This window comes from Chloroflexus sp. (assembly GCF_056331925.1).
The window spans coordinates 76,994-94,800 of the sequence record NZ_JBWGQH010000005.1; the positions used below are offsets into that span (position 1 = coordinate 76,994).

General features: G+C 55.4%; 16 protein-coding genes and 1 riboswitch. Of the genes, 4 read left to right on the top strand and 12 right to left on the bottom strand.

Annotated features, from left to right (window positions below):
* Window positions 1–2: 2 nt before the first annotated feature.
* From AC01ZF_RS04160 to infC, 9 genes are all read right to left on the bottom strand, one after another.
* A complete protein-coding gene (locus tag AC01ZF_RS04160) occupies window positions 3–3,629 on the bottom strand; it encodes a beta strand repeat-containing protein (protein WP_424674502.1) in 3,627 nt (1,208 codons plus the stop codon).
* 224 nt (window positions 3,630–3,853) lie between these two features.
* A complete protein-coding gene (locus tag AC01ZF_RS04165) occupies window positions 3,854–4,849 on the bottom strand; it encodes a sugar phosphate isomerase/epimerase family protein (RefSeq protein WP_424674524.1) in 996 nt (331 codons plus the stop codon).
* 115 nt (window positions 4,850–4,964) lie between these two features.
* Window positions 4,965–5,888 carry a DMT family transporter gene (locus AC01ZF_RS04170; protein ID WP_424674501.1) on the bottom strand — a complete coding sequence of 308 codons (924 nt, stop codon included), beginning with the start codon at window positions 5,886–5,888 and terminating at the stop codon, window positions 4,965–4,967.
* Window positions 5,885–6,757, bottom strand: a complete 873-nt coding sequence (locus tag AC01ZF_RS04175) for a hypothetical protein (protein ID WP_424674500.1) — start codon at window positions 6,755–6,757, stop codon at window positions 5,885–5,887. Before AC01ZF_RS04175 ends, AC01ZF_RS04170 begins: the two co-directional genes overlap by 4 nt.
* Window positions 6,758–6,760: 3 nt before the next feature.
* Entirely contained in the window at window positions 6,761–7,810 is a 1,050-nt protein-coding gene (pheS, locus tag AC01ZF_RS04180; RefSeq protein WP_424674499.1) for a phenylalanine--tRNA ligase subunit alpha, read from the bottom strand.
* A gap of 50 nt (window positions 7,811–7,860) precedes the next feature.
* Window positions 7,861–8,640 (bottom strand): TrmH family RNA methyltransferase, encoded by a 780-nt coding sequence (locus AC01ZF_RS04185; protein ID WP_424674498.1) that lies wholly within the window; start codon window positions 8,638–8,640, stop codon window positions 7,861–7,863.
* A 284-nt stretch (window positions 8,641–8,924) separates the two neighbouring features.
* Entirely contained in the window at window positions 8,925–9,284 is a 360-nt protein-coding gene (gene rplT, locus AC01ZF_RS04190; protein WP_287904416.1) for a 50S ribosomal protein L20, read from the bottom strand.
* Window positions 9,285–9,434: 150 nt separating this feature from the next.
* Window positions 9,435–9,641 carry a large ribosomal subunit protein bL35 gene (locus AC01ZF_RS04195; protein ID WP_287904413.1) on the bottom strand — a complete coding sequence of 69 codons (207 nt, stop codon included), beginning with the start codon at window positions 9,639–9,641 and terminating at the stop codon, window positions 9,435–9,437.
* Between the two features lie 55 nt (window positions 9,642–9,696).
* Window positions 9,697–10,464, bottom strand: coding sequence for a translation initiation factor IF-3 (gene infC / locus AC01ZF_RS04200; RefSeq protein ID WP_476575153.1), 768 nt, complete (start codon window positions 10,462–10,464; stop codon window positions 9,697–9,699).
* Between the two features lie 208 nt (window positions 10,465–10,672).
* Window positions 10,673–10,795, top strand: a riboswitch (TPP riboswitch).
* Window positions 10,796–10,900: 105 nt separating this feature from the next.
* On the opposite strand from infC, the gene thiM reads away from it, so the two are divergent.
* From thiM to AC01ZF_RS04220, 4 genes are all read left to right on the top strand, one after another.
* The gene (gene thiM / locus AC01ZF_RS04205) at window positions 10,901–11,737 is read left to right on the top strand and encodes a hydroxyethylthiazole kinase (RefSeq protein ID WP_424674497.1); all 837 of its coding nucleotides are present in this window, start codon (window positions 10,901–10,903) and stop codon (window positions 11,735–11,737) included.
* Window positions 11,738–11,796: 59 nt separating this feature from the next.
* Complete coding sequence (gene thiE, locus AC01ZF_RS04210; protein ID WP_424674496.1) at window positions 11,797–12,462, top strand: thiamine phosphate synthase; 666 nt, start codon at window positions 11,797–11,799, stop codon at window positions 12,460–12,462.
* Between the two features lie 25 nt (window positions 12,463–12,487).
* Window positions 12,488–13,285 (top strand): bifunctional hydroxymethylpyrimidine kinase/phosphomethylpyrimidine kinase, encoded by a 798-nt coding sequence (thiD, locus tag AC01ZF_RS04215; RefSeq protein ID WP_476575139.1) that lies wholly within the window; start codon window positions 12,488–12,490, stop codon window positions 13,283–13,285.
* Window positions 13,286–13,415: 130 nt separating this feature from the next.
* On the top strand, window positions 13,416–14,225 hold the full coding sequence (locus tag AC01ZF_RS04220; protein WP_424674495.1) for an SDR family NAD(P)-dependent oxidoreductase: 810 nt from the start codon (window positions 13,416–13,418) through the stop codon (window positions 14,223–14,225).
* Window positions 14,226–14,292: 67 nt separating this feature from the next.
* Here the strand turns inward: AC01ZF_RS04220 and AC01ZF_RS04225 are convergent, their stop codons facing one another.
* The 3 genes from AC01ZF_RS04225 to AC01ZF_RS04235 form a co-directional block, all read right to left on the bottom strand.
* Window positions 14,293–15,276, bottom strand: coding sequence for a LamG domain-containing protein (locus AC01ZF_RS04225; RefSeq protein WP_476575140.1), 984 nt, complete (start codon window positions 15,274–15,276; stop codon window positions 14,293–14,295).
* A 67-nt stretch (window positions 15,277–15,343) separates the two neighbouring features.
* Window positions 15,344–16,663, bottom strand: a complete 1,320-nt coding sequence (locus AC01ZF_RS04230; RefSeq protein ID WP_428111265.1) for an NAD(P)/FAD-dependent oxidoreductase — start codon at window positions 16,661–16,663, stop codon at window positions 15,344–15,346.
* The gene (locus AC01ZF_RS04235) at window positions 16,660–17,700 is read right to left on the bottom strand and encodes a lysylphosphatidylglycerol synthase transmembrane domain-containing protein (protein WP_424674492.1); all 1,041 of its coding nucleotides are present in this window, start codon (window positions 17,698–17,700) and stop codon (window positions 16,660–16,662) included. Before AC01ZF_RS04235 ends, AC01ZF_RS04230 begins: the two co-directional genes overlap by 4 nt.
* Between the last annotated feature and the right edge of the window lie 107 nt (window positions 17,701–17,807).

A 17,807-nucleotide genomic window follows, 5' to 3' on the forward strand; every position in this document is an offset into this window, starting at 1 on the left:
TCCTACTGGAGTATGAGCGGAATCCAGACTACCGGTACCAAGACGCCTGATGAGTCGCGGACAATTGCTGTATTCTGAACTTCTGCCCCGCTCAGCGGTTCAGTCGAACCGGGGATTGATGCCCAAATGCGTAACGTTTCGCGGCTACCGGGCAAAATCAATTCACTGATCCGTACTCGGACACGTAACGTAATCTGATTAATCCGACCGGCGCCGGCGATGTTGTCGAGTGTCACCGTATTGCCGCTGATCGTAACACCACTCGTTCCTGACTCAAAGGCTACCATTGTACTGCCACGGCTGGCGGCAAAATTGAGTTGGAAGGTTGCGCGGCCATTGCTGGTATTGCGCAGCGTGTGCAAGAAGACGACCTCGCGACCAGCTTGCACGTCTTGTTCATAGCTGCTGCGTAATTCGGCCCCATACCGTAACCCGACGCTGGTTGTGTCACTCATCGTGATGGTTTGTGCGCCGAAGCCACGTGGGGTAGCGGTAATCACGGTTGTGGCCCGTAGCGGATTACCGTCGGGGTCGGTAGTCTGGGCGGCTGACGGTACAGTGATACGAACTGCAATCTCGGCGCTGGCTCCCGGCGCTAATGTAACCGTCGGTGTCAACACAGTGGTGTTGTAGGTGTCTAGTCCAATCGGATCGGCGGTAGCGGCACTAACGTCAACCGGCACCGTCACATTACCATTGTTAGTGATGCGGTGGTGGTAGATGTACGTGTCGGCAGGGAGAACGGTCGCTGTACTATTAACCGGATCGGCGATGAGTACCGGTAGAGCCTGGACGGTGGTAGTGAGGGTTTGTGTAATCGGATTGAGAGCCGGCGCCGTTAGCGAGAGGGTTGTCGTGTCGGTAATCGGTACTTGCACCGATGGATGAGAACCCGTCGGCAGCGTGAGGGTAACGGTAAGGAGCTGGCTGGCACCAGGCAAGAGGGTAAAGCGTTCGCTCGGCGCGACGGTCGCTGTCCACCCGCTGAGGGTTCCGGTTGTGGTAAGCCGGATCCGATTAACGCCAAGGTTTCCGTGGTTTTCGATCCGTAGTCGGTAGTTGATGGTGCTACCGGGAGCAGCACTCTGTTCAATCGGATCGATTGGAATCAGTCGTAGATCAAAGACCGGTGTGAAGGAACGGAAGACTGAAGTATTACCGAATTGGTCGGTAGCCGCGAAGACGAGCTGACGATAGCTCTGTGGTGGCGGACTAAGAAGTGTGCTGAATGCACCGGCCCCATTCACACTGACATTAGCGAGTTGCTGCCAACCTTGCTCGTCCGGTGTCGGTAGATCGGGATCGGTGCTGTAAATTTGGATGGAACAACTAACACATGCCGATACCGGCTCAAGATTTGCTTCCTGTTCGGCAGTACTGGTAAAGACATTCCCACTCACACCACCGTCTTGGAAGAGCTGGAGGTTAAACGGCGGATCGATGCTATGGTTTGGCCGGTCGAGGTTCTGATCAGGATCAGGTAGTGTGCCGTTGTACAACGTTGTATTGACCAACGCGATCCCGCCCAGCGTATTGGCCGCCATCTGATTTTGTGTAATACTGACGCGGCGGGCGTTGTCGGTAACGCGGACGCCGTAACCGGTGTTAGCGCGTAATCGATTGGTCGTGATGGTAACACCGAGGCTCGTACCGCCAACTTGAACTCCATCTCCGTTGTTCTGCTCAATGACGTTATTATTGTTGATGGTGATGGCGGATGAATGAGTCAGTTGAATCCCATCATCTGCGTTGAGGCGGATTTGATTGGCAGCGAGGGTAGCCGTTGTCACATTGGTGAGGGCAATGCCAATCCTGGCCGGACGAGGGAGCGGGTTCGACCCACCGTTCGGATCGGCGATCCAGCCGATTTGATTCTGCTGAACGGTTACCTGCTCGACATTATGTAGTTCAATACCGGTATTGCTACCATCACCGGCGATCAGATTGTTGGCAATGGTTATCTGTGCGCTGTTCCCGACTCTAATTGCAGGGCCGTTGTTTGGGGCAGCAACACTAAACGCATCACCGGTTGTATCGCGGCGCAGCCCGAAGGTATTAGCACGAATAGTAATGGTTAGATTAGTCGTGCCACCGATCTCGATCCCAGGGCCATTGGTTGCTGCAATCACATTTCCACTACTATCACCGATGGTTACGTTGGCGCTATTGACTACCGTAATCCCGGCGCTCGTACTACCGAGTGCAGTACGACCATCGGCACTGAGACCGATGATATTACCGTCGAGCGTTACCCGGCCCACATTATTGATGTGAACATCATAATTGGTGTTGGCAGCAATGACCGATCTGGTCATTGTCACTTCAGCAACACCATCAAACCGGATACCGCCATTATTGACAAAGGTTGTTGTGACGTTGGGGAGAACGCCGACAAACGTGCGCGTGATGGTGGCGTTAGCAACCCCGTTACCGATCCAAATACCTGGTCCACCGTTACCGCCGATCTGCACATCTCCGTTATCACTGCCGATTGTTGCCGTGCCGGTGCTTTCGCTAAATCGGATCCCACCCTGGTTGTTCGGGCGGGTGCTCGTGCGGCTCCGACTTAGCCCAATCACTGTATACCCATTGATCATTGTTTGCACCGGTGCCGCTCCACCACCACTCCGCACGTGTATTCCATACCCGTTGTTACCGCTGATCACGAGCGGTTGGGTGACGTTAGGGCTGCCGATCATCGTTCCTCGGGCGCCATCTTCGATCCGGATACCATCGCCGCCGTTACCAAACGCCGGTTCACCGTCGAGATTTACGCCGATAAGGTTACTACTGATGGTTGTCGTATAAGTCTGTGTGCCGCCGATAAGAATACCGCTCAATGAATTCGCACCGATGATATTGCGTTCAGCATTTGTGGCGCCGCCGACAATGTTGAGTTCAGTTCGGGCATTAGGATCGATGGTAAGGTCGCTCAGAATCTGAATACCGTACCCACCGTTCGATCGAGCGACGGTTGAGGTTGTGAACAGCACACCGATCCGATTGGCCTTGATCGTGTTTTGTGAAGCGTTTGTGATGACAATCCCATTCGCGATATTACCGGCAATCGTATTCGGTTTGGTTACATCACCAATCTGATTATTACGGGCCGCACTGCCAATGATCACGATGCCGTTGCGATTCCGCTGGGCATCGGGTGGCACTGTTCCATCAAGCTGTAGTCCAATAATGCAATTCCGCACCGTATTACCGGCGCTGCTGATATAGATCCCACTGCCGCGATAGCTTCCGGCATCGCTACTAGCACCATAGATGACCAATCCTTCAATCGTGGCATTACCACCGTTCAGTACTAAACCCGCATCGGCGCCGTTGGCATTAATAGCAATCAGTGGAGTGCCAAACGATAGATCGGCGCTAATCACCACGTTTGGTCGGGTTAGCGGAGGCAGTCGTTCGGTTAGCGTAATGACGTAAGGAGGGGTGCCTACAGTACCTTCGGTGATCAAGTTGAAGTTGATACTGATCGGGTTTGTCCCGGAGGTGGCGTTTGCTTTGGCGATGGCTTGGCGCAGACTACAATTGTTGTTAGCGAGCGAGTCGATACAATGGTTATTCAGATCCGTGACTGCTGTATCGGCCAGTGTATCGACAAAAAACTCGGTCACTTCTGATTGCCCCAGACTCACTTTGGGCCATAGCAGTATACTTGCGATGAACAGAAGAATCGCAATCCACCATACTCTGCGCCTGTACATATCCTTTGCCTCAACGAACAATACGCAGCATTGAGGGTGCTGGTCACCCTTGATGTGCTTTGGCTTACCTGTTGCTGTTGATTGTAGCATGGCGGATTGGAATGATGTCGAGCAACAGGTCTTTAGTCCTGATTTTACAAGCGAGGTAAGACCCCAATGGTGCGCAGGTAGGCGATTGAAGTTGCGTACTGTTGATCTTCGTATAGACTGATCTGCTCTTCACCGGAACCGCGTTCCCACGGCGTGCGCCAGTCATCGTCACGGAGGCGCATCGTTTGGGCAAACAGCCGCAAGACCGGCAGCACCTCACGCACATCGCAGGGCGGATACCCTTGCCACCAGTCATCATCGAGAATACGCACGTGACGAGCACTATGACTGACCAGCTCAATCTGACACGCGACATCAGGCGCATACTGCTCGATCAGGCCAAACAGACGACGAATGTCCAGGTCGCCCTCGCCGAGCGCACAACGCACGAGTCGCCAACCTTGGGTGGTGGGGTACGTTTCATAATCGGCCAGATGTACATTCCGAATCAGTGGGCCGAGCCGTTCAAACGCCGTATACGGTGTTTCACCGACAACAAGGCAGTTCACAGCATCGAAGCAGACACCGATGAAGGGGCTATCGACTGCGGTGCAGATCGCAGCAAGATCGGCGCTCGTTGCATCCTGATGGTTTTCAACTGCCAGCACAATATTGTGTTCGGCGGCCAGATCGATCACCGCACGCAGACGGGTCGTGACATCGGCCAAATGTGCCGACCAGTTGTCGGTGAAAGAACGACGATACCCTTCAAGTACTGGGCTGATCAGGACACGCAGCACGTGTGCACCGAGTATCGCCGCTGCCGGAATATGAGCCTTTAACAGTTCGATGTCGACAATCTCGCTATCAACAACCGGTGTGAGACCACAGCGATTGCACCGCTCGCGGAGTGTACTGAGCCGGTTGGGCGACAGATCGGGTAGCATACTGAGGGGAAACTCAATACTTTGCAGACCGGCGCGGGTTGCCAGAGTGATGATATCTTCGACACCAAGTGGATGACTAACGGCACGCACCGTCCCACGCCCGATCAGGCCACAGCGATAGCTAAAACTTAAAGCGGAAAGACCGATGAACACGGCCAAACCTCATCAACACCAATAGTGTAGAACATTATGATACCACACGTGGCAGACGACGTGATTCGCGCGGGGTATGGAGACACGGATAGTGTTCTCCATTATTTACCCACTACTATGTACCGGCAGGTTGTTGAGTTGTGCTAGACGGAGCACGCTGTTCGGCGATGGAAGCTATCGCAATTCCGCTAAGCAGCAGCACGATCCCGCCGAACTGTAAGAGTGCCAGTGTCTCACCGAACAAGAAGAAGGCCAGCAGGGTTGAGCCGATGGGTTCGCCGAGAATAGCCACCGCGACGTAGGTCGCCGACAGACTGCTGAGCGCGTAGTTAAAAGCGGTATGACCAAGGAGTTGCGGGCCAACTGCCAGGCCAAGAATGAATAGGTAGGTGATCGGTGAGAAACCGAAGAATTGCTGACCGGTCACGATAGCCCACACGATCAGCACCACGGCTGCACTGGTGTAGACGAGCCAAATGTAGGCCAAGACTGATAATCGTCGGCGGAGATCGCGCCCGATCAGGAGGTAAGCGCTCGCAGTCATGGCACCGATCAACGCCAGTGCGTTCCCAAGCAGTGGGTTGCTTTGTACAAGATTGGTACTATCGCTCACGCTGATGGCAATTGTCCCGATGAGGGTCAGGGCAATCCCGAGCAGCGTCGTCCAATGCAGACGTTCACGAAAGAAAAAGAGCGATGCCAATCCGACCCAGAGCGGGTTTGTCGAGACCAGAGCCGCGCTGCTTGCAACCGAAGTATACTCCAATGAGCTGATCCAACTGGCGAAGTGAATGGCCAGAAAGACACCGGCTCCCATACCGAAGAGCACATCACGTCGGCGAAGCTGACGGATCTCGTGTCCGGCCCGACTCAAGGCCAACGGGGTCAAGATGAGTGCTGCCAGCCCAAGTCGGCCGGCGGCAATACTCAACGACGACATACCGGCCCCTTGCGCGTAACGGATCATGATCGAAGCCGTTGACGCGATCAGCACACCGGCGAACAGAACGGTATATAGCCACAAACGATGTCGGTTCATGCAGTTACTTTCGTCCAGCGTATCAGCGAAGCAGCGACCCAGGTCGGTGGTGGTGTCTGGTACAGTTGGGTGGCATCACTCGCCACCAGATCGAGAATCTCGCCGTGGAGGGGGCCGCGCAGGAAGCGGAAGACCTGCCCCGCATCACGGGCATCGCTTTTCGCGCGAACACAATGTTGGTTATACCCCCAATAATCTCCGGCAGCGAGTAAATGGATGCCTTCTTCAATGGTTTGGCGAGCCAGGGCAAGACCACCGGCTTCGGGAGCAAGCGATTGTTCAGGCGGATCGCCGTAACCGATACCGTGATGAAAGGGATCGGCGGTAGAGACGATGACGGCATCACGGGCCAGTTCGACCAGCTCGTCGATACCGGGCAACGCTTCAGGATGACCACCGGCCAGATAGGGATAGCGTTCGATCACCTGTGGCCCGCGAATACCGCGGCGACGAGTTTCTAGATCCCAAAAGAAGCGGAAGCTGTAAAGGGCATGGTCAAGCTGCCATTCATTACCACGGTCGAGACCCGGTCCCTGAATGCCCCAGTAGCGTTCGTGAGTAGGCGAACCACCGGCAGCTACCCGTCGGCGGGCCTGTTCCATCTCATCGTTCCACGCATGCAGCACACTAATCACCAATACACGGTCGGCGCCGCTATCGAGGCAGGCGTGAACTGCGGCGGCAATCTGGTACCCACAATCAGCTACCCCGGCATGCGGAAAGACGATCACGCCACCGGCAGCCAAGGTGGGTGCTAGATCCCACTGTCGTGCTCGCTCCAGTAACTCATAACCACCACGCTCGCCGAGCGCTTCGTGTTCGGCCCGATACAGATCGTGAATGGCTCGATTCAGCTCATCATGGCGCATACCTTACCCAAATTGCTCGACAAAGCGCTGATCGCCACTATAAAACCAACGGATGTCATCGATGCCGTATTTGAGCATTGCAACCCGTTCGGGGCCAAACCCACCGGCAAAGCCACTAAACTCAGCCGGATCGTAACCGCCGTTGCGCAACACATTCGGATGCACCATCCCACAGCCACCGATTTCAAGCCAGCCCGCATACTTACAAATCCGGCAGCCCTTTCCACCGCAGAGGAAGCAGGTCACATCCATCTCGGCGCTTGGTTCGGTGAAGGGGAAGTAGCTTGGGCGTAGCCGCACCTGCGTACCCGGCCCAAACATACGCTCGGCAAAGAAGCCCAATGTTCCCTTGAGATCGGCCATCGTCACATGACGACCGACTGCCAAAAACTCAAACTGGTGGAACATCATCTCGCTACGCACCGTCACTTGTTCATTCCGATAGACCTTGCCGGGGATCAGCACGCGCAGCGGGTTGGGTGCATTCTTTCGCATCGCGTGAATCTGGCCGGGAGAGGTGTGGGTCCGCAACAGTACCGATGGCGCACCGGCCGGCATCTCAACATAAAACGTGTCTTGCATATCGCGGGCCGGGTGATCGTCGGGGAAATTGAGCAGGCTGAAGTTAAAGGCATCGTATTCAACTTCAGGGCTTTCCCAAACCTGAAACCCCATTTCGGCGAAGATCTGCTGCACTTGACGCAAAATTTGGTTGGTGAGATGGACATACCCAACAGCAGGTCGGCGACCGGGCATCGTAATATCGATCCGTTCAGCAGCCAACTCAGCAGCAATCGCCTGGGCTTCCAACCGTTCTTTGGCGGCTGCGAACGCTGCTTCTAACTGTTCACGCAACGAGTTCACACGCTGGCCGGCCAAAGGTCGTTCGGCGACAGGGAGGGTACCGAGACTGCGGCTGAGGCGGGTCAGACGACCCTGCTTACCGATGAAGCGGCTCTTCCATTCGGTGAGGGCTGTCAGATCGGTAACGGTGTTGAGAGCGTCAAGTGCTTCTTGTTCGAGTGTAGTCAGTTCATCGAGCAGTGTGGTCATGCGGCACCATTTGCTTGTGATACGGGCAGTATTTGCGTTGCTATTATACCTTAGTTATGAGGTATGTTAGCTAACGGGTGTTCTGAGCGAATGGTTTGCTGGCGAAGCGCTTCAAACAGAATAATACTGCCGGCCACCCCGGCGTTTAGCGATTCGATAGGTCCGGCCATCGGGATGGTAATGGTGGAATGGGCAAGGGTACGCGCTGCGGTGCTCACACCGTGGGCTTCATTCCCGATGATCAATGCCGCCGGTTGGCGCCAATCGACAGTGTAGTATGGCTGTTGCGCAGCGCTATCGGCAGCGTATACCGTGTAGCCGGCCAATTCGGTTGCAATGTCGTCCCATGGGAGTAGGCGGAGTGGCACAATGAAATGTGCTCCCATCGCCGCCCGGGCAACTTTCGGGCTAAATGGGTCGGCTGTACCGGGAGCACAGATCACAAGACCTACTCCGGCAGCGGCTGCCGAGCGCAGCAAGGTACCTACGTTACCGGGATCTTGGATCTCGTCGAGTATGAGGCGGAGGCCGGGACGAGGTGGGAGGTCGGGCCAGGCGACCGCCGCAACCACTCCCTGTGGTTGTTCGGTATCGGCAGCAGCGGCGACGACAGCAGGAGTGGCCGGGAAACAGCGTGGCAAGTCTTGGAGCTGGGCAAGCAATGTCGCACCTGCTGCCGTTGTCGCTAATTGGTCGGGTGCATACAAGACTACCTGTAGATGGGCACCGGCGGCCAACGCATCGCTCACAAGACGGACACCTTCGATCACGAAACTACGCTCACGTCGGCGAAGTCGAGTGGTATCGGCCAGAGCACGCAGTCGTTTCACATGTTGATTCGCGGTGCTGGTAATCACAGTGTGTTAACCCAAGTTGTCTCCTACAGCGCCATTATACGACGGGAATGCCACAGACAGAGGATTTGTGCACCATCGCCTCGCTCGGTGCCGGTCCTGGTGGGTGTGATGCGGGTATCGGCCCACATTCGCCGGCAAGGCGGTGAAAGACACTTTGCAGACGATGGTTATGACAGAAAATTAGGTAGCAAGCAACCGGCTCGCTACCTGAAACCTCGGTAAACTATCGAGTATCGGAACGTCTTACGTCACTTACCTTAGGCTGCAACTGCTGCCTGCGCTTGTTGCACGATGCGGCTAAACGCCTGCGGATCACGCACAGCCAGATCGGCCAGCATCTTACGGTCAATCTGGATGTTAGCCTGCTTCAGCGCATTTACCAAGCGGCTGTAGGTCGTACCGTTAAGGCGCGCAGCGGCATTAATCCGCATAATCCACAAGCGGCGAAAATCGCGCTTACGCCGACGCCGGTCGCGGTAAGCATCGGCGAGGGCGTGCATCACTGCTTCGTGGGCCACTTTATAGTGGCGACTGCGGGCGCCACGGTATCCCTTCGCCTGTTTTAACAGTTTCTTATGGCGCTTACGCACCATTGTGCCACGCTTGACACGAGCCATATCTGTTCTCCTTTAGCGGATAGGTCAGGGGGTGGCAAACCGAACCCTGAACTACATCCGAACTCAAACGATTAACATGCTGGTATAACGAATTCGCAGAGATACTACTCTGCGGTAACAGGAACTGTGAGCAAGGTGTAGCCCACAAGCTTAGTCAAGGCCGTAAGGCAAGGCTACTTGCAGCAACCGGCGATTAGCCGGTGAGGTGGGTTGATCCTTACCCCACGCACGTTGTGAGCGGCTAGGCCGATTGCGCTTATTGCCACGCACACCACGCTGTTGCAGAAACTTACCTGACGCCGTTATTTTAAAGCGCTTTTTAGCACCTTTGTGCGTCTTCATCTTCAACTTTGGCATGAATAACTCCTTTACCGCGACCGAATCGGCAATATGCAAGCCGGTCTCGCATTAGTTACCGTCGCCGTCGCTCGCGCTCATCGTCCTCGTTGTCCTCGTCGTCCTCATCTGCGTCGTACTCCTCATCGATGATCTCATCGTCTTCGTCGTAATCTTCATCGATAAGGTCGTCTGCTTCTTCATCCTCCTCAACTTCCTCATCAGGAGGCGGCGTGTCAGATGTTGTGCTGCTGGTTTGAGCAGGGGCAGCACTTGTTGCCGCAGCCTGGCGCTGTGCAGCAGCCTTTTGGGCCTGCTGAGCTGCTTTCAGCACCTTCGCGTTCGGTGCTAGCAACATCGAAAGCACGCGGCCTTCCATCAGTGGTTTTTGCTCGATGATAGCAATATCACTTAACTGTTCGGCAATCTCATCGAGCATCTTGCGCCCGATTTCCGGGTGAGCCACTTCGCGGCCACGGAAGCGCAGGTTAAACTTCACTTTATCGCCGGCCAACAAAAAGCGCCGCGCTTGATTCGCCTTAACAGCGATATCGTGATCATCGGTTTTGGGCATCAGCCGGATCTGTTTGAGTTCCGACTGTTTCTGATTACGGCGCGCTTCACGCTCCTTCTTGCTCTGCTCGTAACGGAACTTACCGTAATCGAGCAGACGACATACCGGCGGAACCGCATTGGGTGCAACCTCAACGAGGTCGTACCCCCGCTCCTCAGCCATTGCCAGCGCCTCGCGTAAGGGGACGATGCCGACCTGCGTACCGTTTTCGTCGATCAGGCGGACTTCACGGGCGCGAATGCGATTGTTGATGCGAAACCGGTCTCTGATAGCGCGACTCCTTCGTCTGGTGAGCGATGACGGTTGTCGTCAGGTCAACCGTCATCGTAACGACTTTCCTCAAGTTAGACGACAATACAACATATCCGTGAACAGATTGCTCACGTCAAGCCTGCATTATACCAGTCTGTAAAAATGCCGTCAAACTGTCGCCGGTAGGAATTGCATACGCCGTCTATCCATGCTATGATGAGACTAACATGGATGCCAGGGGAGCCTGGGGGAGCCGGGCTGAGAGGGTACCTTTGGCTATTGCCACCGGTACCGACCCTCTGAACCTGATCTGGGTTATGCCAGCGGAGGGAGGAGCAGTTCGCAGACTCGCTATCTGAGTCTGTGCGATCGAGTATAACCGTCCTGCCGCGGCAGGGCGGTTTTTTTACCCCTATCGCCGCGCTCGTCCGTTCACTGGCGCAAGGAGGTTGTGATGACGTTCAATGACCGGATCGCCGAGTTGCGAGATCGGGTGCGCCAGCAGCGCCCTCTCATTCACCACATTACCAATTTTGTCGTAATGAACGATACGGCTAATGTAACCCTGCATATCGGTGGGCTACCGGTGATGGCGCACGACCGAGAGGAAGTGGCCGAGATGGTGGCGGCTGCTGGAGCGTTGGTGCTGAATGTTGGTACGCTTTCACCAGATTGGATCGAGGCGATGCTCATTGCCGGCAAGCGGGCAAATGAACTCGGTATTCCGATTGTACTCGATCCGGTCGGGGCTGGCGCAACATCGTTGCGCACGAGTAGTAATCGCCGCCTGCTGGAGACGTTGCAGGTTGCTGTGATCCGTGGAAATTCGGGTGAGATCGGTGCCTTAGCCGGGATGGGTGGTGTCGTGAAAGGGGTTGAGGCGGTCGTTGAGGCCGATGATCCGCTGGCCGCTGCCCAGGCACTGGCCCGTCAGTATCACACGGTGGTAGCCGTGACCGGACGACGCGATCTCGTCACCGACGGATCGCGGGTGTTGGCGGTTGATAATGGTCACGAATGGCTCAAGACGCTGACCGGTACCGGTTGCTCGGCAACAACGGTTATTGCCGCCTTTGCCGCAGTCGAGCGTGATTATCTCTTTGCCGCTGCTGCCGGCTTGGCTTGTTTTGGTTTGGCGGCTGAGCTGGCTGCACCACAGGCACGTGGTCCGGCCAGTTTTAAAGTAGCCTTCTATGATGCGATCTATCACCTCGCAACCGATCAGATTCGGGCAGGTGCGCGGGTAGTCGATCTCAGTACGGAACAGAGTAAGACAGTGGCGCAGTCGTAGTCGTGAGTGGTCGGTATGTGTGGTGCGGTGCCAGCATACCGGCCTTGTGAGGAATGGATATGGCGCTCAGGCAAGCCGTTGATTGGAGTTTGTATGTCGTTACCGATGCCGGTTTCTCCCGTGGCCGTTCGCATGTAGCGGTGATCGAGGCTGCAATTGCCGGTGGCGCAACGGTAGTGCAGTATCGGGAAAAGCAGGCCCCGACCCGACAGATGGTAGCCGAAGCTCAGGTCTTGCGTGAGTTGACGCGCCGCACCGGTGTGCCATTGATTGTCAATGACCGCCTCGATGTCGCGTTAGCTGTTGATGCCGACGGTGTGCATCTCGGTCAAGATGATATGCCGGCGGCGTTGGCCCGTCGCTTGATCGGTCCTGACAAAATCCTGGGTATTTCGGTGAATACGTTAGCTGAAGCTGTGCAAGCGGTGCAAGACGGCGCCGATTATCTCGGTGTCGGGCCGATCTTTGCCACACCAACCAAACCGGATGCTGCACCACCGATTGGTGTAGATGGTCTACGCTTGATCCGTCAGCACGTGTCGTTGCCAATCGTGGCGATTGGCGGAATCAATGCCACGAATGCGTCTGAGGTCATGGCTGCCGGTCCTGACGGGATTGCCGTGGTGTCGGCAGTGGTCGCCGCCGAAGATATTGCGGTTGCGGCCCAGGAGTTGCGTGCGATGGTAAACGCAAGCCGCCAACGCCGTGAAGCTGCGTCAGATTGAGGATACATATGGAAGAGGAGGCGAAATGCCGATGAGCTTGCCACGTTGTCTGACCATTGCCGGTTCCGATTCAGGAGGTGGCGCCGGTATTCAAGCCGATCTGAAAGCTTTTGCCGCCCTCGGTGTCTATGGGATGAGTGCTTTGACAGCGGTGACGGCGCAGAACACCATCGGTGTCCAGGCGGTGTTTGAATTACCGGCGGTATTGGTGGCACAGCAGATCGATTCGGTGGTTACCGATATTGGTGTTGATGCCGTCAAAACCGGTATGTTGGCGAATGCTGAGATTATTGCCGTTGTGGCCGAGAAAGCGCGCACCTACCGCTGGCCGTATCTAGTGGTCGATCCGGTGATGGTTGCTAAAAGCGGCGATCTATTATTACGCCCAGAGGCACGAACCGCACTGATCTCACTCCTGTTTCCACTGGCAACCATTGTGACACCTAACTTGCCCGAAGCAAAGGCGTTAACTGGTCTGAACATCACTTCTGTTGCCGAGATGGAACAGGCCGCCCAGCAGATTCATGCGCTCGGTCCACGGTGGGTGTTGGTCAAGGGCGGTCATTTGGCCGATGATAGCGTTGATGTGTTGTACGATGGCCATGGGTATCGTTATTTCAGTTCATCACGGATCGAGACAAGGCATACCCACGGTACTGGCTGCACGTTTGCCTCGGCGATTGCTGCCGGGTTAGCAAAAGGTTTGTCGGTGCCTGAGGCGGTGCAGGCAGCGAAGGACTACATTACGCTCGCTTTGCAACACGCACCCGGCCTGGGGCAAGGCCATGGTCCGGTGCATCACTTTGCCGCATGGTATAGGTGATGCAGGGGCGGGGGGATGGTGTACGTGCGGTCGCCTGGACCGGTACTATTCGTTGACGAAACAGATAATTAGGCGTATGGTATCCTCGTCGGTCAGCATGTGGCCGACATCTAAGGATGAGGATACCAGCATGCTTGTCAACAACAAAGTCATCGTTGTTACCGGTGGTGGTAGTGGCATCGGTCGAGCGCTTGTTTTGCACCTCCTGACCAAGGGGGCGCGCGTCGCTGCAGTTGATCTGAACCCGACTACCTTACAGGAGACGGCACAAATGGCCGGTTCATCGGCGAATCGGTTGTCTACCCACACGGTCGATATTACCGATCGGGCAGCGGTAGCGGCCCTGCCCGATCAGGTTATCGCGGCTCACGGGGTCGTTGATGGTTTGATCAATAATGCCGGCATCATCCAGCCGTTTCTACGGGTGCCTGATCTTGATGAAGCCACCATCGAACGGGTGATGAAGGTCAATTTCTACGGTACTGTATGGATGACCAAAGCCTTTTTGCCCCATCTCCTCTCGCGACCTGAAGCGCATATCGTTAATGTTTCGAGCATGGGCGGCTTTTTACCGGTACCGGGCCAGACGATCTATGGTGCGGCGAAGGCGGCGGTGAAGTTGTTTACCGAAGGTCTCTATGCAGAATTGCTCACAACAAACGTGTGTGTCACGGTTGTCTTTCCCGGCGCGGTGAGTACCAATATCGTTGCCAATTCGGGCGTGAATCGGTTACCGACGGGGACGACCAATAACCGGCGTGCGCCGACGGCACTTGCACCAGAGCGCGCGGCTCAGATAATTGTTGAGGGTATCGAACGCAACCGGTATCGGGTGTTAGTCGGGAGTGATGCGCGGTTGATGGATCTCCTCTCGCGCCTTAATCCGCAATTTGCGGCGCGCTTTATCTTTCGCCAGATGAAGAGTTTATTGCAGCAATAGCCATCACCAAGCAGTGCTGAAGTTTCTCTTCATGACTTTATAATCATCTGGATAAAGGCACGCGGCGTTAAGTTAAGGGGGTGCTGCTGGTGAAAGGGGTGTCGGTTGACCAGTGTTGTGCAGCGCCTTCGGGACGTGGTTTCAATTCGCCGGGGCTTTGGTTGCCTGGTGTGCTATCAGCGATTGTCGTACCACTACCTTCATCGAAGCGGTAAAGCGCGATGGTGTTTGCATCAATGGCGTGCGGTGTCGTGGGCCGGCTAAATGGGTCGGTGTAACGCACCACGTTTGATATGCGGACATCGTCGAGTAGGCCGTTGTAGTGAAGGCTACCGGTTACCTTGTGTTTTTCAGCTCCAAACACAAGGTAGGGATCACTGTTGGGATAATCGGTGGGGCGATTGAGCCGGTAATCGATCCGTCCACTTGGTCCGATCATTGTTGCATCGAGCTGTCCATCAACGAACAAGCGTACTTCTCCGCTATTGGCGCGGGTAACGGCGATATGATGCCAGGCTCCGTCCGTGATGATGGTGTTGCCTGTGAGCAGCCGATCATCGCTATCAACGCTGAATCCGACCACGAGTTTGTTCGCGCAGATGGCAATACCGTAGTCACCATAATCACCTGCCCAAAAGACATCACGATCGATGATAATATTGCCGTAGTACCATCCATCACAATCAGGAGCGGTATTATCGCTGGCGGTGGCTTTCATCCAGAACTCAATCGTCAGATCGCCGCTCACATTGACCGGTCGGGAAGTGGTGAGCTGACCACTGCTATCGATAGTTCCCAGCGGTATCTTGATGCGGTCACGGTCGTCGTTACTACTGCCAAAGAAACGAATGGCATAGCCGGAGCTGGTTGGGGTAGCGGTTGTCGATGTCGTTGCCGGGACGCCGGTCGGCGGTAAAGCGGCGGTTGCCGATCCGATAGTGGAGGTTGTAGTGGGCTGCTGAGCTTGCGTAGGAGCCGGCGTATTCACTCCGGCGCTACAGCCGATAATAAGCCCACAGAGGAGAACTATCAAGCCAAGCCGATATTGCAACTATCACCTCCCCTTATAGCGACAAACAACGTCTGTGTCGCTTTTGTACTACGCCGGTCTCTCTGTCTCAATAGCCTGATGGTACCGCCTGTGGCTTAGGGTGCAGGTGTTCGCGCATGATCCGTGCCGCCCGTCGGCCCAATTCGACTGCGTAGTTGGTGCCGCGATCCCACGGATAGACTTGGCTCATGCTAGCCCAATAGAGGCCGGGCAGGGGAGTTGGGATGGGCGGAATGTTGCGGCTATGGTTAACCGGCACAATCGGTTGAGCGTAGAGTTCGCGGTGTAGCCAATAGGCTCGTACCCATTCGCGTTGGAAGGCGGGGTTGATCTGGCGTAGTGCCGGCACAAAGCGTTCGAGCAACCCTTCTGGGGTGAGCCGAAAATACTCGTGGTCGGGGTCGAGATAATCGCCGCAGTAAATCAGATTATCACCGCCATAGCGACTCGGTTCAATAAAGTTCGTATGTTCAACCAGCGCCAGAAACGGGAATTCATCCTTCGGTAGATTGAGCCAGTAGATGCCGTTGGTAAGCGGTCGACGTAGAGCGATAGTCATCACAACTGCACCCATCGAACGCAACCGGTGTAATTGGCCGAGGTAGCCACTCGGGAGATGCGGAACCAGCCGTGCCAACAGTTCTGGCGATCCGGTAACGAGCAGAGCATCATAGTCGGTTGGCGGATGATCACCGGCCAGTACCTGCCAACCGCCGGCAGTTTGGTGAACGGCTTTCACCGGTGTTTGCAGTACAACCTGTACGCCGCGACGGAGGCATGCTGCACATAATGCGTCGGCGAATGCTTGAAAACCGCCGACAAAGTAGCCCAACTGAAAGCTACGTGCGCGAAGTCGTGCCCAGAGCCACGCCATATTGACCTCATCGGCGTGAAGACCGAACTTTCCTTCGAGTAATGGATGCCAGATTACCTGTGCAGCGTTCTTGCCCGAAAAGCGCTCGATCCATGCTGTAGCGGTGGTTTGTTCGAGTTTCTGCCAATTGTTCGTAAGATACTTGAGGTAAAACGCGGTCAACCCAAACCGTAACCGGTCGATGAAGGGTAAGCCGGGAAAACGTAACACCGGCAGCACGCCATCGAGGGCATAACCGCGTCCTCGCCACCATTGAGCCGTCACCGGACTGCGAAAGAAGAGCCGGTCACGCAGGCCGATCTCGTTGGTCAGGGCAATAATGGCATGATCGGTGGTGAAGATATGATGATAAAATCGCTCGAGCGGCCATTCCCACGTCGGATCGCGAAAACCACTGGCTAAGCCTCCTACCTGCTCGCCGGCTTCGTAGATCGTGACCGTATAGCCGTGGCCGGCAAGGTCATAGGCAGCGCTCAGACCGGCAAAGCCCGCACCGATGATCGCAACCTTCATGGCAGAACCTTTTGTGTCGTGATAGCTTCATCGTTGGCCGAGGGGCTTGTTTGAGATTGCAACGCTGCCGCTCGCTCCATATCGCGCCATGTCAGGCTTTGACGCAGCATATACCATGCACCAAGCAGGGTAACCGGCAACCATAACGCAACGTGTAATACCAGCGTATAGCCGGCAGCGATCGCATGGACAACACCGAATTGGGTCAAAATCGCAATGCCGGGCGCATCAAACGTACCGATATATCCCGGTGTGGAGGGGATGGTGGTAACGAGATTCACCACCGCCGTCATGAGCATCAAGACGAGAAACGATACTTCAAACGGAAAAGCATGCATCACAAACCAGTATTTTAACGTTTCACCTAACCAGATCAGCGTTGAGGTCATCAGAATAACCAGCATCTCACGTGGGCTACGCAGCGATTGTAGGCCGATGATGAACCGATCAAAAAGGCCGTGAATACGCGGGCGCAAAAATGGTGGGGCAAAACGATCAACGGTTAAGGTGTAGAGCCGACTCATACGTTGTGGATAAGCAGCGACGGCAATGAAGCCGATCAATGCTACGATAAACATCGCACTAAACCCGATCACGAGGGTGCGGAATGTGTTCGGCAAAGGAGCAAAGGGAAGGGTAATTGCGACGAACAAGAGCATCACCAGACCGTCAAACAGTCGTTCAAGCACGACGGTCGCCAACGAGGCACTCATCGCGATACCGCAATTGCGACGCAGCACATAGCTCCGCAACACTTCGCCGGCGCGTGCAGGGTAGACGTTATTCCCCATGTAACCGATAACCACAATTGGGAAGAGGGAGCGTAACGGCACAAAGGCAATGTGATTGAGCATCGATTGCCAGCGCCACGTGCGCACCCAGACCGTGGCAAAATAAACGACAATGCCCGGTATCAGCCACCAGTAATTCGCCTCGCGCAGTGCTTCCCAGAAATGGACGAGATCGAGACCGTAGAGGGCGACACCGAGGAATATGATACTAATGATGAATCCAAGCCATAATTTCCAGTTTCGCACCGATCTTCCTTATGTTCACCAAGTGGATGTGTGCTAACGAGTCGTTTTGTTCACTGCAGGGTGTTCGTACAGTGAATCTTTGAGCATCTTACCCTTGCTCTGACCGA

What these genes read in the sequence shown, in the direction of transcription:
- AC01ZF_RS04170 (WP_424674501.1), bottom strand. Translation starts at nt 5,888, where the DNA reads ATGAACCGACATCGTTTGTGGCTATATACCGTTCTGTTCGCCGGTGTG.
- thiD (WP_476575139.1), top strand. Translation starts at nt 12,488, where the DNA reads ATGCCGATGAGCTTGCCACGTTGTCTGACCATTGCCGGTTCCGATTCA.
- rplT (WP_287904416.1), bottom strand. Translation starts at nt 9,284, where the DNA reads ATGGCTCGTGTCAAGCGTGGCACAATGGTGCGTAAGCGCCATAAGAAA.
- pheS (WP_424674499.1), bottom strand. Translation starts at nt 7,810, where the DNA reads ATGACCACACTGCTCGATGAACTGACTACACTCGAACAAGAAGCACTT.
- AC01ZF_RS04230 (WP_428111265.1), bottom strand. Translation starts at nt 16,663, where the DNA reads ATGAAGGTTGCGATCATCGGTGCGGGCTTTGCCGGTCTGAGCGCTGCC.
- AC01ZF_RS04195 (WP_287904413.1), bottom strand. Translation starts at nt 9,641, where the DNA reads ATGCCAAAGTTGAAGATGAAGACGCACAAAGGTGCTAAAAAGCGCTTT.
- AC01ZF_RS04220 (WP_424674495.1), top strand. Translation starts at nt 13,416, where the DNA reads ATGCTTGTCAACAACAAAGTCATCGTTGTTACCGGTGGTGGTAGTGGC.
- AC01ZF_RS04175 (WP_424674500.1), bottom strand. Translation starts at nt 6,757, where the DNA reads ATGCGCCATGATGAGCTGAATCGAGCCATTCACGATCTGTATCGGGCC.
- thiM (WP_424674497.1), top strand. Translation starts at nt 10,901, where the DNA reads ATGACGTTCAATGACCGGATCGCCGAGTTGCGAGATCGGGTGCGCCAG.
- thiE (WP_424674496.1), top strand. Translation starts at nt 11,797, where the DNA reads ATGGCGCTCAGGCAAGCCGTTGATTGGAGTTTGTATGTCGTTACCGAT.